Source organism: Planktothrix serta PCC 8927, assembly GCF_900010725.2.
Taxonomy (GTDB): domain Bacteria; phylum Cyanobacteriota; class Cyanobacteriia; order Cyanobacteriales; family Microcoleaceae; genus Planktothrix; species Planktothrix serta.
Genome location: NZ_LR734832.1, coordinates 81,074 through 107,634 on the forward strand (window position 1 = coordinate 81,074; position 26,561 = coordinate 107,634).

22 protein-coding genes are annotated in these 26,561 nt (G+C 39.5%); 17 read left to right on the forward strand and 5 right to left on the reverse strand.

What is annotated here, in order from left to right; all coding sequences use genetic code 11:
- Nucleotides 1–134: 134 nt before the first annotated feature.
- Entirely contained in the window at nt 135–1,487 is a 1,353-nt protein-coding gene (locus PL8927_RS02985; protein ID WP_083617466.1) for a dihydroorotase, read from the reverse strand.
- A 304-nt stretch (nt 1,488–1,791) separates the two neighbouring features.
- Complete coding sequence (locus PL8927_RS02990) at nt 1,792–3,150, reverse strand: histidine phosphatase family protein (RefSeq protein ID WP_083617468.1); 1,359 nt, start codon at nt 3,148–3,150, stop codon at nt 1,792–1,794.
- A 146-nt stretch (nt 3,151–3,296) separates the two neighbouring features.
- Here PL8927_RS02990 and PL8927_RS02995 point away from each other — a divergent pair, with 146 nt between their 5' ends.
- The gene (locus tag PL8927_RS02995) at nt 3,297–4,805 is read left to right on the forward strand and encodes a CPBP family glutamic-type intramembrane protease (RefSeq protein ID WP_083617470.1); all 1,509 of its coding nucleotides are present in this window, start codon (nt 3,297–3,299) and stop codon (nt 4,803–4,805) included.
- Nucleotides 4,806–5,138: 333 nt separating this feature from the next.
- Here the strand turns inward: PL8927_RS02995 and PL8927_RS03000 are convergent, their stop codons facing one another.
- Together PL8927_RS03000 and PL8927_RS03005 are read right to left on the reverse strand one after the other, a co-directional pair.
- Entirely contained in the window at nt 5,139–5,636 is a 498-nt protein-coding gene (locus PL8927_RS03000; RefSeq protein ID WP_083617473.1) for a hypothetical protein, read from the reverse strand.
- Nucleotides 5,637–5,707: 71 nt separating this feature from the next.
- Nucleotides 5,708–6,253 (reverse strand): hypothetical protein, encoded by a 546-nt coding sequence (locus PL8927_RS03005; RefSeq protein ID WP_156093081.1) that lies wholly within the window; start codon nt 6,251–6,253, stop codon nt 5,708–5,710.
- Nucleotides 6,254–6,551: 298 nt separating this feature from the next.
- On the opposite strand from PL8927_RS03005, the gene PL8927_RS03010 reads away from it, so the two are divergent.
- The 16 genes from PL8927_RS03010 (at nt 6,552) to PL8927_RS03085 (ending at nt 25,758) form a co-directional block, all read left to right on the forward strand.
- Entirely contained in the window at nt 6,552–7,796 is a 1,245-nt protein-coding gene (locus tag PL8927_RS03010; protein ID WP_083617478.1) for a hypothetical protein, read from the forward strand.
- Entirely contained in the window at nt 7,781–8,818 is a 1,038-nt protein-coding gene (locus tag PL8927_RS03015) for an AAA family ATPase (protein ID WP_083617479.1), read from the forward strand. The genes PL8927_RS03010 and PL8927_RS03015 overlap by 16 nt, the downstream gene beginning before the upstream one ends.
- A 325-nt stretch (nt 8,819–9,143) precedes the next feature.
- A complete protein-coding gene (locus PL8927_RS03020) occupies nt 9,144–10,268 on the forward strand; it encodes a hypothetical protein (RefSeq protein ID WP_083617481.1) in 1,125 nt (374 codons plus the stop codon).
- Entirely contained in the window at nt 10,265–11,974 is a 1,710-nt protein-coding gene (locus PL8927_RS03025) for a formylglycine-generating enzyme family protein (protein WP_197047296.1), read from the forward strand. Before PL8927_RS03020 ends, PL8927_RS03025 begins: the two co-directional genes overlap by 4 nt.
- A gap of 349 nt (nt 11,975–12,323) precedes the next feature.
- The gene (locus PL8927_RS03030; protein WP_083617483.1) at nt 12,324–12,740 is read left to right on the forward strand and encodes an element excision factor XisH family protein; all 417 of its coding nucleotides are present in this window, start codon (nt 12,324–12,326) and stop codon (nt 12,738–12,740) included.
- On the forward strand, nt 12,728–13,063 hold the full coding sequence (locus tag PL8927_RS03035; protein WP_083617485.1) for a XisI protein: 336 nt from the start codon (nt 12,728–12,730) through the stop codon (nt 13,061–13,063). The genes PL8927_RS03030 and PL8927_RS03035 overlap by 13 nt, the downstream gene beginning before the upstream one ends.
- Before the next feature lie 200 nt (nt 13,064–13,263).
- Entirely contained in the window at nt 13,264–14,796 is a 1,533-nt protein-coding gene (gene crtD, locus PL8927_RS03040) for a C-3',4' desaturase CrtD (protein ID WP_083617488.1), read from the forward strand.
- Nucleotides 14,797–15,016: 220 nt separating this feature from the next.
- Nucleotides 15,017–16,165, forward strand: coding sequence for a glycosyltransferase (locus PL8927_RS03045; RefSeq protein ID WP_083617490.1), 1,149 nt, complete (start codon nt 15,017–15,019; stop codon nt 16,163–16,165).
- Between the two features lie 204 nt (nt 16,166–16,369).
- Entirely contained in the window at nt 16,370–18,592 is a 2,223-nt protein-coding gene (locus tag PL8927_RS03050; protein ID WP_083617492.1) for a GumC family protein, read from the forward strand.
- Nucleotides 18,593–18,599: 7 nt separating this feature from the next.
- Nucleotides 18,600–19,925 carry a flippase gene (locus PL8927_RS03055; protein WP_083617494.1) on the forward strand — a complete coding sequence of 442 codons (1,326 nt, stop codon included), beginning with the start codon at nt 18,600–18,602 and terminating at the stop codon, nt 19,923–19,925.
- Nucleotides 19,926–20,029: 104 nt separating this feature from the next.
- Nucleotides 20,030–20,938, forward strand: coding sequence for a glycosyltransferase family 2 protein (locus PL8927_RS03060; protein ID WP_083617496.1), 909 nt, complete (start codon nt 20,030–20,032; stop codon nt 20,936–20,938).
- The gene (locus PL8927_RS03065) at nt 20,935–22,233 is read left to right on the forward strand and encodes an O-antigen ligase family protein (RefSeq protein WP_083617498.1); all 1,299 of its coding nucleotides are present in this window, start codon (nt 20,935–20,937) and stop codon (nt 22,231–22,233) included. Before PL8927_RS03060 ends, PL8927_RS03065 begins: the two co-directional genes overlap by 4 nt.
- A 54-nt stretch (nt 22,234–22,287) precedes the next feature.
- Nucleotides 22,288–23,382: a glycosyltransferase gene (locus PL8927_RS03070; protein WP_083617500.1), complete on the forward strand. Its 1,095-nt coding sequence runs from the start codon at nt 22,288–22,290 to the stop codon at nt 23,380–23,382.
- A gap of 145 nt (nt 23,383–23,527) precedes the next feature.
- Complete coding sequence (locus PL8927_RS03075; RefSeq protein ID WP_083617502.1) at nt 23,528–24,325, forward strand: hypothetical protein; 798 nt, start codon at nt 23,528–23,530, stop codon at nt 24,323–24,325.
- A 26-nt stretch (nt 24,326–24,351) separates the two neighbouring features.
- Nucleotides 24,352–25,134, forward strand: a complete 783-nt coding sequence (locus tag PL8927_RS03080; protein ID WP_083617503.1) for a glycosyltransferase family A protein — start codon at nt 24,352–24,354, stop codon at nt 25,132–25,134.
- A 30-nt stretch (nt 25,135–25,164) separates the two neighbouring features.
- Complete coding sequence (locus tag PL8927_RS03085) at nt 25,165–25,758, forward strand: serine O-acetyltransferase (RefSeq protein ID WP_083617506.1); 594 nt, start codon at nt 25,165–25,167, stop codon at nt 25,756–25,758.
- Nucleotides 25,759–25,839: 81 nt separating this feature from the next.
- Here the strand turns inward: PL8927_RS03085 and PL8927_RS03090 are convergent, their stop codons facing one another.
- A complete protein-coding gene (locus tag PL8927_RS03090; protein ID WP_083617508.1) occupies nt 25,840–26,559 on the reverse strand; it encodes a hypothetical protein in 720 nt (239 codons plus the stop codon).
- Between the last annotated feature and the right edge of the window lie 2 nt (nt 26,560–26,561).

Genomic DNA, 26,561 nt, shown 5'->3' on the forward strand with positions numbered 1-26,561 from the left:
CCGCGCTGCACCGGAACGCCTAAAAGTGTTGGTTGAGTTGTAAAGTTTGTTTGTGGCGGGTGATGAGCAACGTTATCTCCCATCCTAAACTACACTAACTCAATGGAGTTGCAAGTTCATCGGATTATGCAGTGTTAAGTTGGACACCAGGTTTTAATAACTTGACCTGTAAGTTTTTGCCCTAACCAGGGGGTATTAACGGAGCGAGATTTCAGGGTATTAGCATTAACTGTCCAAGGATGTTGAGGGTCAAATAATATCATTTCTGCGGGTTGGTCGGGTTGAATAGAAGGGGGTGTTTGTTGTAAACAAAAAGCAGGTTGACTGCTTAAGACTCGCCATAAATCTAAGGCTGACCAGCGCCCAGATTCAACAAAGGTTTTCCATAATAAAGGTAACGCTAATTCTAAGCCAATAGATCCGGGGGGAGCATCGGAAAAGGCTACGGTTTTTTCTTCATAGGAATAGGGGGTATGATCAATGGCGATCGCATCAATAATTCCTGTCTCAATTCCTTGAATTAAAGCCTTTTGATCCGCAGGATTTCCTAAAGGCGGATCTAATCTTAAATTCGGGTCATAAGGGAGAGGAATAGAATTAACAAGAGTTGGATTTTCTAAGGTTTCAGAATCTTCTAAAGGTTGATTCCAAATCCGATTAATAGATGTTGTATTTAATAATAAATGTATCCAGGTTGTACTGGCTGTTATCGGTAAATCACGAGCTTTCGCTTGAGCAATTAATTCTACACTTCTGGCGGTAGAAACCCGCATAATATGAACAGGGGTTCCCGTCACTTCGACTAATTCTAATAAAGCCGCTAAAGCGGCAGTTTCAGCATAGTCTGGAATTCCGGGTAAACCGGATAAGATAGAATCATGACCTTCTCGCATGACTCCATTAACCACTAATGTGCGATCGCAACAATATAAAGCTAAGGGTTTATTTAAAGGCTTTAAATATTCTAATATTCTTCTTAATAATGCTAAATTTTGCAAAGGTTGACCATCGCTAAAACCGACAATACCAGCATCCGCTAATTCGTTCAATTCTGTCATTTGTTGACTGGCTACATCTTGGGTTAATGCACCCCAAACATATAACTTAGGAACAGAAAATCCTGAATTAATCAAGACTTTTTGAGAACGTTCTTTTAATAATGTTACTGTTGCTGGATTATCAATAGCCGGAATCGTATTCGGTAAAATAGCTAACCGAGTAAATCCTCCGGCTCCTGCTGCATTTAATAAGGAATTTAAACTTTCTCGTTCCTCAAATCCCGGTTCTCCACTGTGACTATATAAATCAACTAATCCTGGCCCTAAAATTAACCCTTTACTATTAATAATTTGGGTATTTTCAGGGTAATCATTAATCTGAGATTCAATAGTTCTAATATAACCATCAATCACTAAAATATCAGCGATTTGATCTCGTTGAGAAACCGGATCAATCACACGAACTTGCTTTAAAAGTTGACAATTCATAGTCGGGTGTCGGGTGTCGGGTGTCAGTGAGTAGTTGTAGGGGCGGGGGAACCCAAAGCGTGTCAATTTAAGGCTTAAAAGCCTTGAAATAAATTTCCGGTGTAGGGGCGGGTTCAGTGGGGTTGCGGTTAATGAGCAAAGATCTTACAGAACCCGCCCCTACAAACCCGTTAAAACGGGTTAATGAAGAATGATCTTAGTCATCTTTAGATGACTTCAGCTTTTAGCCCGAACTTTAGTTCAGGGCGAGGGGAACTTAAGTTGACACGCTTTGAGTTACTCCGCCCTACCAGCCAACCGCCAACTATAACGCTCCAGCCGCAGTTTTATCGAGAATACTACCGGATAAATGGCTAGTAATATTATCGGCTTGTAATACAGGTAAACCCTCAATTCCGTGCGGATAATCAATCACTGTTACCGCACCATTTCCTTGTTTAAAATTCCAAAAATGATCCGGTGGCAGATTAAATAATTGACACAAAAGAGCCTTATTAATGGCATCATGGGCAACCACTAATATTGTTACAGGTTGGTGATTATAAGTTTCAACAATTTTCTTCCAAGCGATTAAAGAACGTTGCCAAACCTGTTGTAAATTCTCCCCTTCCGGCATTTGAACCGTTTGGGGTGCGATTTTCCATTCCTGTAATAATCCTGGGTAAAGCTGTTCGATTTCCGCCTCAAATTTGCCTTCCCATAACCCATGACTAATTTCGCAAAATTCCGGTTCTAATTGTAATTCTATCCCCGGATGATCTTGTAAAATAATCTCTGCCGTTTCCTTCGGACGCGCCATCGGACTTGTCACCGCAAAATCAATTTTAATGTCTTTTAAAAATTCTGCGGCTTTGCGGGCTTGTTCTCGACCATTATCATTTAACGGCACATCAATTTGCCCTTGAAATTGCCCCATGCGGTTCCATTCCGTTTCCCCATGACGCACTAATAATAATCGCGGCCCTTGATGTCCGGGGCGCACAGAAGGCAATTTATGACCAACATGAGTGGTCAAGTTCATCGACTCTAATTGTACATCCGCAGGTTTCGGTAATTCTCCGGGGATAATATTAGTAAAATTCAAAATACTAATCCCACAATTAGACTGTTGCAAGCCTTGGTAAAATTGAGGTTCAACCCCCAAAGCCGTCGCAATTAAACAGCGATTAATTCCATTATGAGCAACTAATAAAATCGTTTGATTTTGATGACGACTTAAAATTTCACGCCAAAATTGTTTGGCTTGTTCAAATAATACCAATACCGGGAAATGTTGTTTTTCCCCTTCCGGTGTCGGAACCCGCATAAAAAACTCATGGGGATATTCATGCCAAGCTCGATATTCATCGGAGAACTGTTCTAGGACAACTTGACGTTCCATCCCCGCCCACAGGGGTAAATCAATTTCCAGCAACAAATCATGGGGCTGAAGTTGAGGGGGATTTGACAGGCGCGTTACAATAATTTCAGCCGTTTGTTTTGCCCGTTGCAACGGACTACAATACAAGGCATCGAACTTTAAACCCGTCAAGGCATCACCCACTTTTTGCGCCGCCACAGAACCTTTTTCTGTTAAAACAGAGTTGTCCGAGCGACCTTGAATTCGACGTTGGGCATTATAGGTACTTTGACCATGACGGACAAGAATTACACGGGTCGTCATTTTTAAATTGAGGAATTGGAATTTTAGACTCTCGGTTGAGCGGAATTTAAGCCAGATGTCATTGTACCTTGTTTCGGACAGCATCAGGTAAAATGTTCTGTTTCTGGCTCAAAGTTGGGATTAATTTACGCTCACGCTGGCAACTTATGACACTGAAACGCTGGATTCTAGCAATTTTAACCTTAGTGGCGGTTAGCTTTTTGGGTTTATCGTTACTCGATAGTTGGACTCAACCGCAAATTCAAAGCCGTTTGGAATTATATCAAACCAATTTATTGCTTCATGCCTCCCAATGGCAAGGGAAGGAAATAGAAGAAGATAGTTTAATCACAGTGCGGGATAATTTGATTGGCAAAACTCCGGTAAAGGAAGCTTATAAGCAATATCAACAGGTACAAGAATCTGCTGAAAAAAGTTTAGCTAAAGTTCAAGAAAATCAGGCTCAAATTGCACCCGATTCATTAAAAGAATTACAAGATCTGAATCAAGATTTACAACTGCAAATCGGAATTTTACAAACTCAGTTAGATCAACCGGATGCAGCGTTAAAAACCTGGAATATTTTGCTGAATTCCAGTAAGTCTAAAAATAATAGAGACACAACGGCAGAAACGGCAAGAGTTTTAACAGGATTATGGCAAACTCCCGCCCGATTATTACCCGATGCTGAACCAATTTTACAAAAACAGTTAGAGGGTTGGTTTCGTTATCAAGCTTTAGTTAAACTCTATACGTTACAACAGCGTCCAGAGGCATTAGTGGCTTTAGAAACGCAAGAACAGCAACAAGCTGAACAAGCGTTTTTTAAGTTAATGATTGTTAGTGCTATTCCGGGGATGGGATTAGTCCTAGGATTGATATTAGCTATTGTTTTAGGCATTCAAACTCTCCTCAAAGGCAAAACTTCTATTCTGGCAACGAATATGGATGTTGCTTGGTTAATTCCTTGGAATGGAGAAATTATCTTACAAGTTTTTGTCGTGGGATTTTCATTATTGGGTCAACTGGTCATTCCCCTAACTTTAAGAGCAATTTTTCAAGAGTTGCATCTTCATCTGAATAATTTTGATGTCAGGACTCAAGCCGTTTATATTTTAATCACCTATCTGTTATTAATGATGGGGGGATTTTCGGTTTTGTATTTCTCGATTAAACCCTATTTCCCGTTACCGGAAGGATGGTTTACCTTCAAAATTAAAGACAATTGGTTTTTTTGGGGTTTAGGAGGATATTTGGTCGCCTTACCTTTGGTGATTTTAGTCTCTTTAATTAATCAGAAACTTTGGGATGGACAAGGCGGTAGTAATCCTTTATTACCAATTGCATTAGAAAGTCAGGATACGGTGGCTTTAACTATCTTTTTTATCACCGCATCCATCGCCGCCCCCCTCTTTGAAGAAATTATGTTTCGAGGATTTTTATTACCGTCCTTAACCCGTTATCTTCCCTTGGGGAGTGCGATTATTTTAAGTGGGTTTTTATTCGCCGCAGCCCACTTAAATATTTCGGAAATTTTACCGTTAATGACGTTAGGAATTGTGCTAGGGTTTGTGTATACGCGATCGCGCAATTTATTAGCTCCAATGTTCATGCACGGCTTATGGAATAGTGGGACTTTGTTGAGTTTATATATTCTCGGAAGTGGCGGAAGTTAGCGCAAATGGGGTTGGAAGACCCAACCCCTACAATAAAATATTACAACGTCAAGTTTATTTTCTTCTTTCTGAAATTGTTGACAAGTAGTTGGGAAGTTCGTTAACAGATGTAGCTGGTTTTTTGCAACCTGCTAACATAAAAACCAACAGGAGAATAAATAGAACACAAATCACCCCCCAAACCCCATCAAAATCCCATTCCCCTTTTCTGACAAATCTATCTTTGCAGTAATTACAAAAACTTTCTTGAGATCGGCCGGGATCGGGATGCTGTATGATTTCGCAACATAGTTTTCCGTGTTTATCTCTAGGACAAGTCATATAACCTCCTGTTTAGCTTTCAATAGAAATCAATAACAAAACACTTCCTGATGCAAAAACACTGATCTCAATAGCGATCTCTTCTTGTTGGCACATTTTTCCCCAATAGTGAATACTAGCTAAGAGTTTTTCCCAGTTATTCGCTAAGTTTTTAACTTGAGTAAAAGACTTGATCACAACCAATTGATCAGGGATAATTTCACCGTTTTGGTTTTTCCACCATCCCAGAAAATTGGGTAAGACTGTTGCACCGCCTAAACTATCCGCAACATCCCTTGATAACCCTTGAATTTGATTAGAATACTGTTGAGGAAAAGGGATAGTAATACAGGATTCGCAACAGCTAATATTAGGGGGTGAAGACTGGATAATCTTTAAAATGGGGGAAACAACAACGGAGTTTTGGGGAAAGGCGATCGCATTTTGATTTAATTGTTCAAATGCTGTTTTTAAGGTGGAATTATCTTGTGCCATTTCTAGCATAATCTGTTGAATGTGTTGCAGTGTCATCTGTCCTCCTAATTCAGTTTACCGATAGCTTGTGTAGGGGCGAGGCGCGCCTCGCCCCTATGGATTTAGGTTTAATAGGGAAGGCTTAAAACAAGTTTTTGTTCTTGAGGAAAATCCCCCAAATAAAGATAAGCTGCTGCCTGTAAAATCAACTCGGAAAACAAAATTCTGTGATATAATCGATTGTTAGTCAGAGAGCAGAAATATTGACAAGCTGCTAACTCTCCCTCCCAAGAAAAATCCCACCCTCCTAAGATATGATGACTGTCATGAATAGCCCGATAAAAAAGGTTATATTCAGGAGTCAAAACAACCGGATCATTGAAATCAGTGCTAATCTTTAACACCCCTGTTTGACGCACATCCTCAGTCATTTCAGAAGCCGTTTTATAGGGCTGTCCCGCAACATATTCCACTAGAAACGGCAGTTTTTGATAAAGTAGGCGTACCCATTCACTGAATGCTTTTTGATCACGACGGTTGAGGGTATGACCCTTGCACTCCAGATACCAAATAGCCAAGCGTTTCCGGTAGTTGGCGCTAGATTTGGCCCTTTGGAAATCAAAAAAGATCGATCGTTGAAATTGAGCCTGTGATGCTGTTAAGCTAGAAGACATAATAAGTAAATTTGTTTGTCGTTGGTCAATAGTGGTCAACGGCTTCCTTACTCTTACAGAGAGAGGTAAACCGTTTTTATGCAGTTTTCAAGGTTCGGTGACGTTGGCTCAAGACAGTGGGAAAACCCTTGATTTGTCCTGATATTGATATGATCTTCGATTCGCTTTAATTAAAAAAGGATCTTCAAAATTCAACAATTTTGCAGATCGTTGACAAAATTCTGGTGCTATGGTAGGGAAATTGAGAATTCGTGACGATCAGTTAAATAGGATTCAGACATTAATCAATTGCAGGGGTATGATTACGCTGCGATGGGAATTTGCCAAATATCGGATAGCAAAAGCTTTGGCTTTACGAGCAGGATATATTAAGGACAGAATAGGTCAAGAAGATTTTCAGTATTTACTTGAGAAAAAAATTATTTCTCAAGAATCTGTAGAACTGATTATAGAAGAATTTCCTATATTCCAAACGGATCATTTATCTTTAGAAGATATCAGATCATATTATGTAGAAACTAAGCAATATTGTAATTTACAAGAATTTTTAGATGGTTATTTAACAATAAAATTTAATTCTCGCGGAATTTGGGATAATTTTAGAAACGGAAACGGCATTAGGGAGAGTGCTTTTAAGTTATTCTGTGAATTTCTGGGTGAAAATTGGCAAGAAATAGGATCAAGGGATCAACTTTTTGAAGATCTTCCTGATTTTGAACAATTAGAAATTGTACTTTGTAAATTAGATCATAACTCACAAATTGAATGTTATAAAAACTTTTGTGAATCTCCACTGATCGGTTTTAAAATCCCTAATTTTCAAAGCAAAAAGTCAAATTATAATTTATATTTATTTTGGTTATTTAAAACATTTTTTAAGTCTATTGACCAACAATGGCAAACAATTCATATTGATTTTGACAATACGCTTGTTTTTTGCAACCGACAAGAGACAATTAAAAAGTTGATTTATGAGATTGGAATGCCAACAAAAAACCTCAATAAAAAAATAGATAAAGGAAGTATCAAGGCTCAAGAAATAGCCGAAGAAATTATTGAAGCTTTAAAGAGAGATAAAAGAAATATTATTATTTCTATAAAAACTTCTGACCTGAATCAAGTTAAAGACTTAGACGAGTTTGTGAGGTATATGGATGAACCACTCATCCAACGGTTAAAAAAATTAGATGGAAAATTATTTAAACCTAAAATAGTCTTTGTTTGGCTTGATTTGGCTTCTTGTCCTACAAGTTCTAACGTTGAGCTATTTCAAAATGAAATTCCTATTGTGTCGCATTTTTCCAAAACTGATGTCATTAACTGGATCGAGGAACAAAACATTATCACTAAAATGTCTAAATGGAGAAAAGAGTTAAATTTCCCTGAAGATCCAGAAAAATTTTTAGAAGAAATTTGGAGGAAATCTGATGTAATAATTCCTGATAACTCTGATATGATCAAACCGGAAATGGTTTTAGAAATCTTTTATAAATTTATATTAAATAACTGGGAGAACTACAAACAATCATGGCTGAAACTTTAGATCCAATTAACCCTAAGTTTACCGGAGAACGTGAATTTCAACCTGATCCGGGAGAAAGAGATCCTGAGACTCAAGAACGCCTTTATCCCTATTTAGCGAAGATCAGTCCGGGGTTAATTGATGCGGTGAATTTAGCGATTAAACTCAAACGTCCGTTATTATTAGAAGGGGAACCCGGATGTGGTAAAACTAAATTAGCTAAAGCGATCGCCTATGAATTTAGCAAGCGATCGCAAACAAAATGGCCCTATAAAGCTTGGTATATTAAATCAACGGATCAAGCGAAGAATGGTTTATATTGTTATGATGCGGTCAGACGACTTTATGATGCTCAACTCGTAGCTACAGATCCCCAGGAAAAAGATAAGATTAAAGCTAGATTAAACGATCCCTCTCATACAGCCTATATCAAATGGGAGGCTATTGGTGAAGCGTTTAAAGCCTCTCAAAATAAGCAACGGATGATTGTTTTAATAGATGAAATTGATAAGGCGGATACGGATTTTCCCAATGATTTACTATTAGAATTAGAAGAAAAAAAGCTCGTTGTTCGAGAAACTGGGGAAGAAATTTGCGCCAAGGAGGACTATGCACCGATTATTTTAATTACCAGTAATGCTCAGAAAAAGTTATCCGATGCTTTTTTGCGTCGATGTTTATATCATTATATTGAATTTCCTAAACGTTCAGAATTAGAAAAAATTATTATAGCCAGATTTGGTGAAGATTGGTCAGATTCTCTGCTGAATTTGGCATTAAATCGGTTTTTAGCCATTAGAAAGCAGATGACAGAGGATAAAGGAGATTTTGGTAAAAAGATTAGTATTAGTGAACTTATAGACTGGATAGCGGCGTTACGTTTTAAGTCAACGCAAGCCAAAATTGAAGAACTTTTGAATCAAAGGAAAATTCCTTATGTCAGTTGTTTGTTAAAATCGAAAGAAGATGATCAAAAATATAGCGAAATTGCTCCCGATGATTCCGATGATGCAATTGATGAGGATGACGATGATGATGTTTAATTCTATCTATAAAAAATACCGACCTTCGGTGTGTAGGGTCGAGGCGCGCCCATCAGTGTCAACAATCGTGCTAAAAGCCTTGAAATCAATTATTGCTACGCAACGCTGCGCGAACAGGCTCAAAGCTAAAACCCGTTAAAACGGGTTAATGAAGAACAGTTTTAGTCATCTTTAGATGACTTTAGCTCTTAGCCCGAACTTTAGTTCAGGGCTTCGGAGGCTTAAGTTTACACTCCTTGGGTGCGCCTCGCCCCTACGATTATTCGGATTTCCTACTTTTAAATAAAATTTTCGATTATATACAAACAATATTATAAAATGGAATATGAATACTATCCTTGATTCTTATTATTACTTATTTACTCAACTCAGAGATGGCGGGTTTCCTTTGGGAACACAGGATTATTTATTATTCATTGAAGCCATTAAAACAGAAATTTATCCGTTAGAAATCGATAAATTGAAACAACTTTGTAGAACCCTTTGGGTAAAATCTCGCAGTCAACACCAACAATTTGAGGCAATTTTTAATCATATAATCCTTCCCCCTATTCCTGAAGAAATAGATTCAAATCAACCTATACTGATTAAAAAAGATACTCCTAAATCTATCTCAACTCAAACCATAACCCCAAAAAACAATATTGAAAAACCCCCTAATTTACCCCCAAAACCTCAAGACAATAACGAATATTTCTTATTTCCCGCTTCCCCCCTCACCGACTCAACTACCCTGGAGGAAGATAGCGAAGTTGTTAAAGCAATGAAAGTCTCTCCTCAACACAATTGGATGAATTTTAAACCGCCCCAAAACCCCAGAGAATATTTCCCCGTCACCCCCGAACAAATGACCCAAGGATGGTATCAATTAAAAACCAGTTTACAAACGGGAACTCGCTTAGAATTCAATATCCAAGCCACAATAGAACAAATCCAACGCCAAGGAAAACCCATTACCCCTGTTTTTAAACCCTGTCGTCAAAAAAACAGTAATTTAATGTTATTTATCGCCCAACGGGGGTCAATGCAACCCTTTCAAATATTATCACGAAAATTGGTAGAAACCGCTCAACAAACAGGTTGTTTAGACCCCAACCGATGTTATTATTTCCATCAACATCTCAGCGATAATTTTTTTAGAGATTCTGACTTTGAGGAAGAAATTCCCCTTGATGCTATCCTAGAATTAACCCAGCCTCAAAAAACCGTGATCTTAATTTTCAGTAATGGAGATGCGGGAGAAAAACGGTATTCTTCCTATCATTTTAACGCGACTAAAAACGTATTAAATCGACTACAATCTTCTGTAAAAGCGATCGCTTGGTTAAACCCCTTTCCTCAACCCGATTGGCGCTATACAACGGCCGATCATATTGCTACACTGAAAACAGTTAAAATGTTTCCGATTGATCGTCAGGGATTCTATAATGCCCTTCAAATATTGCAATGACGAACCCTTCTCTCCTCAATTCTAACCCCCAAACCGAAGCGGCAAGAGAAACCATTGACCGCTTTCGTCAGCAATATGGAGAAATTTATTATCAATTTGCCTGTTATGCCGCCTTTCCCTTAGCATTAACTCCCGATTTTCTCTATCGTTTACGCGATAAATTCTATTCAAAATTACCTGTTCCTTGGCTGGCTGTTGCCCATTTATTGTTATCGGATTTATGTCAGAATATTGGAGCAGAACTCTATGAAATGGATCGAACGGTTCGCGGTTTATTACTGCATCAATTAACCCCTGGTGAATTATCCCACCTTTCCCAATTTTCTCTCCACTACATCGAACATCATTTTCAAACGGATATTCAGGGACTTGAGAAAGCGCAACATTGGACAGCTTTAGCCTATGTTAACCCCGAACCTGCGGCTCAAGAAATTGCCCGAGAACTGCGTAAATTATTGCAAAAACCCATTTCTAGGGACTGGTTGAGAATATCTTCTCTGGTGGAAACCCTAGCCGAACCTCTGCAACAAGCTAATTTTCAACCCCTATTAACTTTAGCTGAAGCGATGGGAAAAGCCGCCAGGGGAAACTATACCGAAGCCGAACAACAATTTGCTAAACTTCGACAAAATAATAGTGTTAATATTGCGGGGGTTTCTGTCCCTTTACCTCCCCCTCCTATTCCAGCAAAAACCTTTGGTTTTGAAACCGTTACTGTTAATAAAAAGGGTAAAATTATCAAACGGGAAACCAAACAAGCCCGATATTTCACCGAAGACCTGGGGGATGGAGTCACGTTAGAGATGGTTTATATTCCTGGGGGGACATTCCTCATGGGTTCACCGAAGGGGGAAGGACACAAAAGGGAACGCCCCCAACATCAAGTTACAGTTCCTCCTTTTTTCATGGCCAAATATCCCATCACCCAAGCTCAATGGCAAGCCGTGGCTAACTGGCCTAAAATTCAACGGGATCTCGACCCTGACTGTTCTCATTTTAAAGGAGATCCCCCCCAACCCCCCTTAGAAAGGGGGGCTTCAGGAGTTTCCCCCCAAACCCCTTTAACAAGCGAGGCTTCAGAAAATTCCAGTTCCCCCCCTTACCAAGGGGGGGCTAGGGGGGGATCTAACCGACCCGTAGAAAAGGTTAAATGGTACGATGCCGTCGAATTTTGTGCCCGAATGTTCCAACGCACCGGACGCCCCTATCATTTACCCTCAGAAGCCCAATGGGAATATGCTTGTCGTGCTGGAACTCAAACCCCATTTTACTTTGGGGAAACCCTAACCAGTGATTTAGCGAATTATCGGGGAACTGAAACCTACGCAAACGAACCCGAAGGAATATATCGAGAGGAAACCACCCCCGTTGGTCAATTCCCTCCTAATGCCTTTGGGTTGTATGATCTCTATGGCAATGTCTGGGAATGGTGCGCCGACCCTTGGCATGAAAACTATGAAGATGCACCAACACAAGGGGAAGTTTGGGATGAGCAGAATAAGAATGATAATCGTTATAAGATATATAGTATTGAAAATTTAGTCAATTTATTAAGCAGCAATGAAAACCGGGTGATGCGCGGAGGTTCGTGGCTCTACTATCCCAGGTATTGTCGCGGTGCCTATCGTAACTGGGACGTGCCGGGCAGTCGGGTCAGGGGCTGCGGATTTCGTGTTGCTTCCTCCCCGCCTGCGTGGACTCTTTAGCCCTTTTAAACCGTTTGCCCAAGGATCACAAATTCATGTTAGGCGATCGCATTATATCAGAAACCGGGTTTTTCAGTTAACTTAATACTAACAATCAAAATCTTTGTTAAAAACCCGGTTTCTTGACTTCACATTTGTTTTGCTAGGTTCTACCTAGCAATGCTGTCTTGCAGGCTCCGCCTGCTATGGTCAGAGGCAGAGCCTCACCTTGAAATTCCCTGGTAGAACCAGGGAACTAGGGATTACAATCTTTGTTAAAAACTCTGACAATAAGGGATGGATATCGTCAAGAAATGTTATTTTTTACTACAACTAGAAAAGTATAATTGTACTGAGAGATATTAAAATAATGCCTGCCAAAGATATCTATCATGATGATGTTAAAATAGCCTTAGAAAAGGATGGCTGGACAATTACCAAAGATCCCTTAGTCCTGCAATGGGGATCAAAAGATTTGTTTGTGGACTTAGGAGCAGAAAAATTACTAGCCGCCCAAAGACAGAATGAAAAAATTGCGGTTGAGATTAAAAGTTTTGCGGGGAGTTCCCAAGTTAACGATTTAGAAAAAGCTGTAGGACAGTATATTGTTTATCGAAATATTTTAGAAGAAATCGAAACCGATAGGATTTTATATTTGGCAATTCCTAAAAAAGCATTCCAAGATATTTTTTCTGAACCCCTTGGGCGTTTAGTCGTCAGAAAAAATCAACTCAATTTACTGGTTTTTCATCCTCAAACTCAGGAGGTCATGCAATGGATACCTTAACCCAATACCAAACCATTATTTATAAAATTTTAAGCGAATATGCTCAAATTCCCTATTTCTATGGAGAGTTAGAAAGGAGATTTATTATTAGTGAAGATAAAAATAGTTATTTATTAATGACGTTAGGATGGCAAGGAGATCAACGAGTACATGGCTGTTTAGTTCATGTAGAGATAAAAAATGATAAAGTTTGGATTCAACGGGATGGAACAGAAGACGGTATTGCTGAAGAATTAGTTAGGGCTGGAATTCCTAAACAAGATATTGTTTTAGGCTTTCACCCCCTAGAAATTCGTCCCTATACTGAATATGCAGTTAACTAATCCAGAAACCCGGTTTTTGAGTTAACTTAATACTCAGCATCAAAATCTGGATTAAAAACCCGGTTTCTCAACTTCGCAGTCAACTCTCAGAAACCGGGTTTTTGAGTTAACTGAATACTAACAATCAAAATTTGGATTAAAAACCCGGTTTCTTGATTACTCTATATTAAGAACTGTTAAGCAATTGAGGATCAGCACGGGTGAACACGGGACGACGGGTGATTGTGATAGGGGCGGGAATTGGGGGATTAACAGCCGGGGCGTTATTAGCTTATCGGGGATATTCTGTTTTAATCTTAGACCAAGCCATCGTACCCGGAGGGTGTGCTTCCACCTTTCAACGTCGGGGGTTTACCTTTGATGTCGGTGCGACCCAGGTAGCGGGTTTGGAACCGGGTGGCATTCATCACCGGATTTTCACGGAGTTAGGGATAGAATTACCCGCAGCAACTCCCTGTGACCCAGCTTGTGCGGTGTTTTTACCCGGAGAAAGCGAACCCATTCAGGTGTGGCGAGATCCGCAAAAATGGCAACAGGAGCGACAACGACAATTTCCGGGGAGTGAACCCTTTTGGCAGTTAATGGGGACGTTATTTCAAGCCAGTTGGCGGTTTCAAAGCCGTGACCCCATCTTACCTCCTCGGAATTTATGGGATCTGTGGCAATTGATACAAGCTGTTCGTCCCGATACTTTAATTACATTGCCTTTTACCTTGATGACGGTGGCTGATGCTTTACGGTTGTACAATTTACAGGATAATCTGCGCCTGAAAACCTTTTTAGATTTACAACTCAAGTTATATTCTCAAGTGGATACGGAAGAAACGGCTTTGTTGTACGCAGCAACGGCGTTAGGCGTGTCTCAGGAACCTCAAGGGTTATCCCATCTGCAAGGAAGTATGCAGGTGTTAAGCGATCGCTTAGTAGAAGCGTTAGAACGAGATGGGGGTAAACTATTAATGCGGCATACCGTTGAAGCTATTGAAACAGAAAAGGGTCAAGCCGTAGCCGTTAGAATTAGAAATCAAAAAACTGGGGAAGTGTGGCGAGAAAAGGGGGATCATATTGTTGCGAATGTCCCTATACAAAACTTAATTCAATTATTAGATGAAAATAGCAAAAATTCCCGTCCCTTTTTATCAATTTCTTTGCCTGTTTATCAACAGCGAATTGAACAATTATCAGCCCCATCAGGAGCATTTGTGATCTATTTAGGGGTGCAAAAACAAGCGATTCCTCCGGGATGTCCACCCCATTTACAATTCCTTTATGATGATCAAGGGCCAATTGGAGAAAATAATTCTTTATTTGTGTCGGTGAGTCGTCCTGGAGATGGACGAGCACCTGAAGGACAAGCCACAATTATTGCTTCTAGTTTTACTGAAACTCAACAATGGTGGCAGTGTTCAGATTATCAAGGTTTAAAACAACAGTATACAGACACAGCCATCGCCCGTTTAAGGTCTTATTTTGAGTTATCGCCAGAAACCATTGTTTATCAAGAAGCAGCCACACCCCGCACCTTTGAACGCTATACCGCCCGTGATCAAGGGGTTGTTGGGGGGGTCGGTCAACGAATCTCGACTTTTGGGCCTTTTGGGTTAGCTAATCGTACCCCAATTAAACATCTGTGGTTAGTGGGAGATTCGACCCATCCCGGTGAAGGAACCGCAGGAGTTTCTTATTCCGCCTTAACAGTTGTTCATCAAATTGAAGCCTTGAATTCTTACTAAGAAGATTCTTGTTCTTTACAACCTTTAATGGATCTTGAATAACTTCAGATTAGGGTATAGCCAAAAATTCTTAAATAGCGTACAATAAAGATCGTGAAATAGTCATCTACCAGAAGTCAGATATTGGGTTGATATCAGCAGAGTACGTCTCCAGCCATCAGGATGGCATACTTACCTAAAACCATTGAGCAAATACCCAGATCGAGGGATTGATTTCAGAATGGAAAAACACAATAAAGTAATTATGATTGGCCCTTCTTTGTCAGAACAAGGAGGCATGGGGACTGTAGAAACGCTGATTATGAACGCAGGATACACTGGGTTCACCATCAAGCATATCGCTACTTGGAATGGGAAATCAAGTTCTTTCGCTAAACTCAATCAGGTAAAAGTTTTTACTATAGCTTTTTTGACTTTGTTGGGATATTTCTCTCAAAATGAAGTTGATCTTGTTCATTTACATATCTCAGAACGGGGGAGTATTGTTCGTAAAGGAATCATCGCTTTAACCTGTCTTGTCGCCAGGAAACCTTTTATTTTCCATGCTCATGGCTGTGAATTTCATGAATTTTATGAAGCACTTCCTCAACTAATTCAGAAACTGATTACTGCGCTATTTCGACGTTCTGCTTGTTTGATTGCGTTATCTGAAAGTTGGAGAAACTATTATCTTGAGACTTGTCACCTTTCGCCAGAAAAAGTGATTGTTCTGAATAACCCTGTAATCCTAGCTGATGAATGGCAAAAAGATCCTCATCCTGAAAAACTCAAATTCGTTTTTTTAGGGAAAATTAACAAACGTAAAGGAATTTATGATTTACTGAGAGCCTTTGCTAACCTGAAACCGGATTATCGGAATAAAGTTGAATTAGTGTTAGCTGGAAGCGGAGAGGTTGAAGAAGCTCAAAATTTAGTAACCCAATTAGGGATTCAAGAGCAAATTAGTTTTCCCGGCTGGCTTGATCAACAGCAACGAGATAAATTACTAGGCGAAAGTGATGTGATGTTGCTCCCCTCTTATAATGAAGGACTCCCTATGGCAATTTTAGAAGCCATGAGTTGGGGACTTCCAGTAATTACAACGCCCGTGGGAGGAATTCCTGAAGTGATTGAACAGGGAAAAACCGGATTATTGATTAATCCAGGTGATATTGAACAGTTAACAGAAGCAATGCAATCTTTAATTGAAAATCCATCTTTAAGATTATCTTTAGGTTTGGCTGCACGCAAAAAAGTTGAACCTCTATCGATTGAGTATTACAGCCAGGATTTATTCAATATCTATCATGAGATTATTCAACAAAACAGAACTGAACAAAGGGATACAGAAAACCTAAAATCAAATTCCTTGCAAAAACAAACGATGTAGGAGAAGTTCTATTAAGATCAGAGTAATGCTCGAAATGTCATGATGCTCAAGTTCGGCTTATACAATTGTCTTAACTGTAAGGCAACTGGGCATCCCATCTCCTGAAAAGTCTATTCTATTCAGGAATGCTTAAGGTGTCAAAGCCTTAAGCTTAGAGATGTAGCCGAGTGTGCATACACAAAATGGATAAGCTATTAAGCACCTATGGAACCTCAAGATTATCCAGAAGATATTGACTTTATAAAATACTGGCTGATTCTAAAGCGTCATTGGTTGCCAGCAGCCGGGGTTGCCTGTATTGCAATCATGTTTTCCCTTTATTCAGCAATCAACAGTGAAAAAACCTATGGTGCTTTTGGGAAATTGCGGTTAAAAAAACTCAGCACCACGTCGGCATTGGTCACGGATGCCGGGGAGAAAATTAGTACCCTTGATAGTTTAGATGCCAAAAATACTCCCATTGATACGGAAGCTGAAGTGATTCGTTCGGCTCCAATTATTGAGAGAGTCATTAAGGAATTAAACTTAAAAGACAAAGACGGTGAAACGATTGGCTATGAAGATCTTCTCAAAAGTTTGGGGGTTTCCTTGATTCGAGGAACGGATATTTTAGGGATTTCCTATGAAAGTCCAGACCCAAAAGAAGCTGAAGCTGTTGTTAATAAAGTCATGGAGCTTTACATTGAAAATAATATTTTAGTGAATCGTTCTGAAGCTGCTGCCGCCCGCAAATTTATTAGTTCGCAGCTACCCAAACAAGAACAAGAACTGCAAGCAGCCGAAGCAGAATTAAGAGACTTTAAAGAAAAATACAATATTGTTAATTTAGAAGAAGAAATTCTATCCGTCGTCGGTACCATTGAAGCCTTAGATAATAAAATCGAAGAAATTCAGGCAGCGTTGGAAAAGGTCAATGGTCAAGTTTTGGAAATGCGCCAAAAAATGAACACCACCTCGGAGGAAGCGCTCGCTCGTAGCAGCTTAATGGCCTCATCCGGGGTACAACAGGTTTTAGCGAAACTGGAGACAATTGAAGATCAATTAGCGGTTCTGAGAACTCGTTTCCTCGATACTAGCCCTGAAATCATGGCTTTAGAAAATGAAAAAGCTGCCCTGAAAGTAATTTTAGACGAACGGGTGAGAAAAACCATAGGGACTCAGGAATTACCCCCCGGAGGGTTACAGAATGGTTCTTTAGAACAAACATTGGTTCAACAATTAATCACTTATGAGACGGAACAAGAGGGCTTAATTAGTCAGTTAAAGTCTTTAGAAGCAGCTCGCAAAAAACAAACCGAACGAGCTTTACTTTTACCTCAGTTAGAACAAACTCAACGGAAACTTACCCGACAGGTTACCTCCTCTCAAACGACGTATGAAATCCTGTCTACTCGATTACAACAAGTCAGAATTGCTGAAAATCAAAATGTAGGAAATGCTCAAATTATCAGTCAGGCAGTTATAGGTAAAGACCCAGTTTCTGGAAGTAAGAAGACAGTTGTGATTGGGGGTGTTGTTGTTGGTGTAATGCTCTATGTGATTATCTCATTTCTCCTAGAATTGATGGATCCATCGATTAAGACGATCAAGGAAATTAGAACATTATTTAGTCGATATACCCTATTAGCCATCATTCCTGCGGCTAAGAAAAAAATGCGCTGGTCGGGGATGAAGTTTGAACGGATTACCTCCTATCTTCCGGTGAAAGATGAACCCCATTCCCTGATTAGTGAATCCTACCGGATGTTGCAAGCTAACTTGAATTTTATTAGTCCCGATCAGGAATTAAAAGTAATTGTTGTTACCAGCATTGGGGCGAAGGAAGGAAAATCTAAGGTATCGGCGAATTTGGCTTTGGCGATCTCTCAATTGGGCAAACGGGTGTTAGTGATTGATGCGGATTTACGTCAGCCTCGACAGCATCATATTTGGGACTTAACCCATGAGTTAAACCCCAAGGGATTAAGTGATGTGATTGTCAATCAAGCGGAATGGGAGTGGGCTGTGCGGACTGTGATGCCCAATTTGGACGTTTTACCCTCCGGGGCCATCCCCCCCAACTCCCTGGCCCTTGTAGGTTCCAAACGGATGAATTTTTTAATGGAGGAGTTTCGGAAACACTATGATTTTGTGATTTGTGATACCCCTTCCCTCCTGTTGGTGGCGGATGCGTTAACCTTAAGTAAATTCACTGATGGCATTTTATTAGTGATTCGACCGGGTACTATTGATACGGTTAGTGCCACCGCCGCCAGGGAACAGTTAGTCAAATCCAGTCAAACTGTTTTGGGTATTGTTGTAAATGATCTCGAAAGTAATAATGAACCCGATAGTTATTTCCATCATGCCAAGGTATACTCTAATCACGATAAAAGCAGTCAAAAACGTCTAGCTTTAAAGAATAAAAGATTCAAAGCCATGAAGTAAAAACTCAATGCTAAATAAAATTACTAAGGCGATTCAAAAGAAGATTAAACCCGAACAGTTTAAAATTCTCACCAATATTGGTTGGCTATTGAGCGAAAGAGTATTCCGCATGATCATGGGGTTTTTCCTCCTGGCTTGGACGGCTCGTTATTTGGGAGCTAATCAGTTTGGGGAATTAAATTATGCGATCGCGTTTGGGGCAATCTTTCTTCCTTTGTTTCAACTGGCTTCCGATCAAATTATTTTTAGGGATCTCGTCAGAACTCCTAACTTAAAAGAAAGCATTTTGGGCACGGGGTTTCTGATTAAATTATTGATTGGAATTATCGTTTTTATTTTAGCATCGGGATCAATTATTTTCTTACAGCCTAATGATCCCTTAACGATTAATTTGGTTATTATTGTCTCGATTCCCTCCTTATTTGGAGGAGTCTCAATTATTGAAGCATGGTTTCAATCCCAGGTAGAATTAAAGTATACCATCTGGTCAAAAAATATTGTTTTTGTCTTGGTTACCTTAATTAGAATTTTCTTATTACAAAATCAAGCCCATCTCATGGCTTTTGCCTGGCTCATAGTCATTGAAAATGCGGCTAACGCCATCGGATTTGTTTTGATTTATCGGCTCACCGGAAAAAATATTTTAGCTTGGCGAGGCAATTGGAAGCGGGCAAAAAAGTTAATGAAAATCAGTTGGCCATTGATTTTATCGAGTTTAGCGATTACCATTTATTTACGCATTGATCAAGTGATGTTAGGGCAATTAACAAATTCGGAACAGGTGGGGCTTTATTCTGCTGCTGTGCGCCTTTCTGAAATCTGGCCCTTCGCTTCCACCGCCATTGTTAAATCCATTGCCCCTTCAATTATTGCAGCTAAAAATGAGAATGAAGAACTCTATTATAAAAAATTACAACGGTTGGCAACCTCTCAAGCCCTATTGGTTTACTGTATTGCTATCCCGATGACATTTTTATCCACCCCGTTTGTCGTTTTTGTATTTGGTAAAGAATATGCGGCCGCTGGTGGGGTGCTGGCAATTCATATTTGGTCTTCAATGTTTCTATTTTTAGGCTATGTTAAAGAAATTTGGATTACCACCGAAGAATTAACCGTATTTGCCTTCTTCTTTAGTGTCGTGGGGGCTGTGAGCAATGTGATTTTAAACTTTTTATTGATTCCCAAATACCAAGCCATAGGGGCTGCGATCGCCACGGTAGTTTCCTATGGATGCGCGGATTATCTCGCTTGCTTTATCTATAAACCCGCGCGGAAGTTTGGTTGGATTATGACCCAGGCTATGACCCTAAATTTAATCAAATATCGTCCTTAATCACTCTTGCCATTGAGCCTAAAAAAGATTAAATTAGGTGGTATAATAAGAACACCATCAGGAATGAAAGACTATACTAACTTATAACTCTTGAGGAAAGTTTTGTGTCCCATACCCCTCCTTTGGTCAGTATTCTGATTAATAACTATAACTATGGTCGTTTTCTAACTGAAGCCATTGATAGTGCCTTAAATCAGACCTACTCTAATCTGGAAGTCATTGTGGTTGATGATGGTTCAACGGATGATTCTCGGTCTATTATTGCCAATTATCAGCAAAAAATTATTCCGATTTTAAAAGAAAATGGCGGCCAAGCAACCGCTTTTAATGTGGGGTTTGCAGCCAGTCAAGGAGAGATTATTTGTTTTTTGGATTCTGATGATTTATTTGAACCGCAAAAAATCGCAGAAATTGTACAAATATTTGAACAAAATCCTGAAGTGGGTTGGTGTTTTCATCCCTTAACTTATGTCGGAGAGCCAATAAATACTGAAGTCTTAGAAACGATTACCGGCACGGAGGGAATCTACGATTTACGTGATTCGATACAACGGGGAAAACTCAAAGGAAAACTTTCTTTTGGAACCGCTACCTCTGCCATGAGTATGAAACGATCACTCCTAGAAAAAATTCTGCCGATGCCCGAAGTGATCAAAATTACCAGTGATGATTATATTAAATATTTAGCATTAGGATTAACCCCAGGATTTGTCCTGTTAAAAAAATTAGCCCTTCAGAGAATTCATGGTAATAACGCCTACACTTTTAAACTCGATAAAACTGATTTAAGAATTAAAATTCTTTGTCTGACTGCTTACTGGATGAAAAAGGAGTTTCCCCAATTTGAAAAATTCTCCAATAATATGTTAGCTTTAGCTATGGGTTTAGATTGGCGCTACGGTAGCAGAACTGAAGAAAATAGTCAACTCATGCAGGATTATATCGCATCAACCCCGATGGTTTCCCTCGTAGAAATCTATCTCAGAGCCACCTATTACCGAATCAAACCATGAACCCCGGCTTAAATTTTTTTGAAAAGCGATTTGCCATTTTTTCCTTCATGTTTTTGACGGGTGTATTTCGACTGGCTAGTTTTTTTACGAGTCCTGATGCCACTAATGATGCAGTCCCTAGCTATAATCCCTTTGATAAAGTCTCCTCATTATTTCAACAATTTGTTTATTTAACCTCATTCTTTTTACTACTAGCTCGACCCAAAGGTTCAGTTCGGGCTGCCATTCGAGATCCTTGGATCTGGCTATTAGTCTTAATGTCTATATTTTCTTTTCTCTGGTCAGACTATCCCGCTATTTCCAAAAGAAGGGGAATTACAACCTTCCAAACCAGCTATTTGGGACTCTATCTAGCCTCCCGTTTTACCCTAAAACAACAGTTACAAATGTTGTGTTGGGCTTTTGGAATTATTACGGTTTTTTCGTTTTTATTTTCCCTCGCCTTTCGGGGTGTGGCGGTGGAAGCGGGTGCGAATGCGGGATCTTGGCGGGGGCCATTTACTCAGAAGAATCTATTGGCTCGACTCATGGTTTTAGCGGCGATTATTTTTATTTTAATTGCCCTAGATAAGCCGAAACATTATAAGTTGGCTTGGGGTTTGTTTGGAAATGCGGTGCTGATGATTCTGTTAACCGGATCAAAAACCGCTCTATTATTATTACTAACAATCCTCATGGTTTTACCTCTCTATAACCTCCTCCGAAAAAAAGATACAATCTTGATTCCAGTCCTAGTTTCGGTGATTTTAATCGGGGGGAGTTCTTTGATTTTTATTACAGAGAATTGGTTAAATATTTTAGCCTCCCTCGGTCGAGATCCCACCTTAAGTGGTCGAACTACGCTGTGGGAAATTGCGATCGAAAAAATCAATGAACGCTACTGGTTAGGCTATGGATATCAAGCTTTTTGGCTCGAAGGTGGTGGTGCTGAAATCATCTGGAGACATGAAGGTTATAAACCGCCCCATGCCCATAATGGCTTTGTGAATATGGCTCTTGATTTTGGGGTTTTGGGTTTAATAATATTTTTAACGATCATTATTGTCACCTATGCTCGTGGTGTGATTTGGTTGCGCGCTGGAAACACATGGGCTGAACTCTGGCCGATTTGCTATGTCACCTTCTTTTTCATGTACAATCATACTGAAAGTACAATTATTGAGCATAACTCGATTTTTTGGACTTTATTAGTTTCCGTTGCGCTGTCAATGAAACGGGTTAAACCTACAAGAAATCTGTCCCTTCCACCGGATGTCCACTTAGTTGATAAAAAAGTCAAGCAAAACTCAGAATAATCGTCTTGGGGTTTTTTGTATTGATATTGACTAATCATTAATTGATTCTCAGCCATGACAGATATTGCAATTTTTTTAATGGATTTAGGAGGAGGCGGTGCTGAACGGGTAATGATCAACTTAGCTCAAGGTTTTGTTGATCACCAACTCAGCGTTGATCTGGTTTTAGTTCAAGCGAAAGGCCCTTATCTTTCCCAACTTCCTGCTGGAGTTAACGTTGTTACCTTAAATTCTTCCCGATTACTGTTGAGTATTCCTAAGCTGATTCAATACCTGAAAAAAAAGCAACCTAAATTTTTACTTTCCGCCTTAGATGATACTAATTTTATCGCTATTTTAGCCGGAAAAATTGCAGGAAATTCAACAAAAGTAGCGGTAACAGTACATAATAATCTTTCCCAGGAATCCCAGAATGCACCCCAACTCAAACGACGTTTAACCCCGACTTTCGTGGGTTGGTTTTATCCATCGGCGGACTATGTGATTGGAGTTTCAAATGGAGTAACCGATAACCTAATTACCTTGGGATCTCCCCCAGAAAAAACCCACTTCATTTATAACCCGATTGTGAGTGCGGAATTATTAGAAAAACTCCAAGAATCCGTTAACCATCCTTGGTTTGCTTCCGGTCAACCTCCGGTTATTTTAGGAGTAGGACGCCTTAGTCCTCAAAAAGATTTTGCGACTTTAATTCGAGCTTTTGCTCAAGTCCGAAAACAGCATCAAGCCCGACTAATAATTTTAGGAGAAGGGAGCAAACTGGATTATTTAAAAGGTTTAGTCCAAGACTTCGACTTAACAGAAGATGTTGCCTTTCCCGGGTTTGTCGATAATCCCTATTCCTATATGGCGCGTGCCGGGGTACTGGTGTTATCCTCAGCTTGGGAAGGGTTTGGGAACGTTTTAGTTGAAGCTATGGCGGCGGGGACTCCGGTGGTTTCTACCGATTGTGAAAGTGGCCCTGCGGAAATTTTAGCCCAGGGAAAATATGGCAAGTTAGTTCCCGTTGCTGATAGTCAGGCGATGGCTGAGGCTATTCTTGCCACCCTCACAGAACCTACAAATCCTGAACCCTTAAAACAACGGGCGATGGAGTTTTCTCTGGAAAATTCTGTTAACCAATACCTGCGGATTTTACGGATGGATTAAGTTGTTAAATGATTTAACATCCGTGAAAACCATGATAATATATTGTTAATATTAAATCCTCTCGGTGTATCCACAACAGATGAACTTAAAATGGGTTCATCGGCTTCGCTAAAATTGCACTCCAGTTGTTTTAGGACAATTTAAGATGATCGTGTTTATTATTCCTGTCAAGAGTAAAAAAGTTGCCACCTCTTGGCCCGATCTGTGTAAACTGTTTGATCGGTCTTTGCGTGCGGTTTGTAACCAAACTTCACCGGATTTTAAAGTAATTGTGGTTTGTAATGAAAAACCGACCACTTCTTTTGAGCATCCCAACGTTGAATATTTATGCGTTGATTTCCCACCTCCAGGGGAAGGATATGGGGTAAAAGTTGATGACCGAGCTAAGAGAGTTGTGGCTGGACTGTTTGCGGTTAAAAATTTACAGCCTTCCCATGTGATGTCTGTCGATGCGGATGATTGTATTAGCAAACATATTGCTGAATTTGTCAATAAAAATCCCGAAAAAAATGGTTGGTATGTAGATCAAGGCTATGAATATGATGAAGGTAGTTCTAAAATAGCCGTTAAAAAAGAAGGGTTTTATCGCATTTGTGGGACTTGTAATATTGTTAATTATCGCCTGTTTACATTGCCACCTGAAATGATGCAATATGATCAATTAACAGGTTATGATCGATTTTTAGGAGGACATCCTTTAGCGAAGGGAGATTTGGCTGAAAGAGGAACTCCTCTGGAAGCCTTGCCTTTTCCTGGTGTGGTATTTGTGCGCGATCAAGCGGGGGAAAGTGTATCTATGCAGGAATCATTTTTGGAGAAATGGAAGCGGAACCCGAAAGAAACATTAAGAGGGGTCAAAAAAAGACTGTTGGCTCCCTTTAAGGAACAGGTTTTAACCGATAGTATTCGAGAAGAATTTGGGCTATATCCCTTGAGTCGTTAACTTTTGATTTATTTTAGGAATCCATCATGTTAGTTTTTATTATTCCTTTAAAAAGTTCCCGACTTTCCAGTTCTTGGGAACGAGTCTGTCAGTTATTAGAACGAACTTTAAAATCGGTCTGTAATCAAACTTCATCTAATTTTGAAGTAATTATTGTTTGTCACGAAAAACCGGAGTTATCTTTTTCTCCTCCTAAAGTTCGCTATTTGAGTGTTGATTTACCCCTTCCGGGTGATGATTATGTCAGTAAAGAAAAAGACAAAATGTGTAAAATGCTGTTAGGGATGATAGAAGCTGACAGCATGAATCCCTCTCATCTCATGTTTGTGGATGCAGATGATTGTGTAAGCAACCGTTTAGTTGAATATGTGGATCAAAATATTGATCAAAATGGTTGGTTTATTGGTAAGGGTTATGAATACCGAGAAGATATTCAACAACTTAAATATAGAAGTAAAGGTTTGCATTTGAGAACTAATACCAGTCATATTATCAGAATGGATTTACTCAAACCCGATCTAACAATTCCCTTAGCAGAGGTGAGACGGGATAATTTTATTTTGTACCATCGAGATACGGCGGATATCTTAGAACGTCGGGGAACGCCCTTAAAAGAATTACCCTTTCCAGGGATGGTTTATATTACAGATAATGGGGAAAATATGTGGTGGAGTCAAGATCAACTTTCCCAGGCAAAAAAAGGGTTTGACTTAAAAAATAAGTTACAACTTTATCTGAAAACAGCTTATCAAAAGATGATTACTCGTCCTTTAACTCCAGAAATTCAACAGGAGTTTTACCTGTATTAACTTGGGAAAAATTATTGAATTGTAGAGACAATGTTAGAAGACTATAAAGCCGATATTGATCGGTATGTTGTAACTCAAAGTGGATCTTGGCTCTATCTTGTCTTAACAAAACAAGGGCTATGGGCTTTAGCGGAATATCGTTTTAGTCATTGGGTGAGAACGAAAGTTCAGATTCCTATGATTAAACAAATTCTCAAAACCGTGGGATTTATTTGGCACAAAATTATTGAGATTATAGCGGGGATTGATATTCCGGCTACAACCCAAATTAGCAAAGGGTTTTATATTGGTCATTTTGGGGGGATTATTATTAATCAGGATGTTAAAATTGGGGAAAATTGCAATATTAGTCAAGGAGTAACCATTGGGGTTGGAGGTAGAGGAGAAAATTCCGGTTGTCCTGTGATTGGCGATCGCGTTTTTATTGGGCCAGGAGCCAAAATTTTTGGTAAGATTAAGATCGGGAATGATGTGGCAATTGGAGCAAATGCCGTCGTTACCAAAGATTTACCAGATCAAGCCGTAGCCGTGGGAATTCCTGCTAAAATTGTTAGCTATAAAGGCTCAAAAGATTTTATTCTCTATAGAGATTCTATCAGCAAGATTGAGAGTAAAAATGTTTAAAAAAGTTGATTAAGGCAACACCATGAAATTCCGAAGAATTTTCCATTTTCTGGGATTTTACCTGGGAAGGTGCATCTGGTTTTACTCCACACGGCTAGGAGTAAATAGATATTTTTGAATAGATAATATTCCTGTTCTGGAAAAATAAATTAACCAACTGACAATGCCCAAAAACTTAGGTGTTTTTTCAAGCAGATATTTTCCTGAAAATGCAGTATCCGAGATCAAGGTATCAATAGCAATAGAAAAAGCAAATAAGCCAAATGCTAAAATCAAAAACAGATACTCGGTTCGTTGAATATGCTTTCTGAAGTAGACGGTATAAACAACAAATAAGCCAAAATAGATGATAAAAACCACACCTTCTAAGAGGTTGTCCAGCAGGGGGTTATTAGCACCTGCCAACTCCCCCAGAAATTCGCCAATAGACTCATGAATTTGTAGCAAATCATCTAAACCTAACCAAGTGCTAAAGATACCAGAAATTAGAAAAAATTTGAACCATCGCTGATAGAAATATTCGTTTAATTGAGTCACAAAGGCGGTAAATATACAAATCGCCGCACTAGCACCCCAACCTAAAATACATAAATTAGAAATTAATCCGGTATAAGGCGATAAATGGTTGCTTTCAGCCGGGTCAGAAATTAAGACATAAGAAGTCAGACCCGCGATTCTACCGACAATTATAGCAATCATCAGTACGACAACAGCACTGATATAAATCTTGACCATACTCGGCCATGCCACTTTTGCCTGCTGACGCAAATTTAAAATTAAGTTTCCTAAATTAAATTCCATCC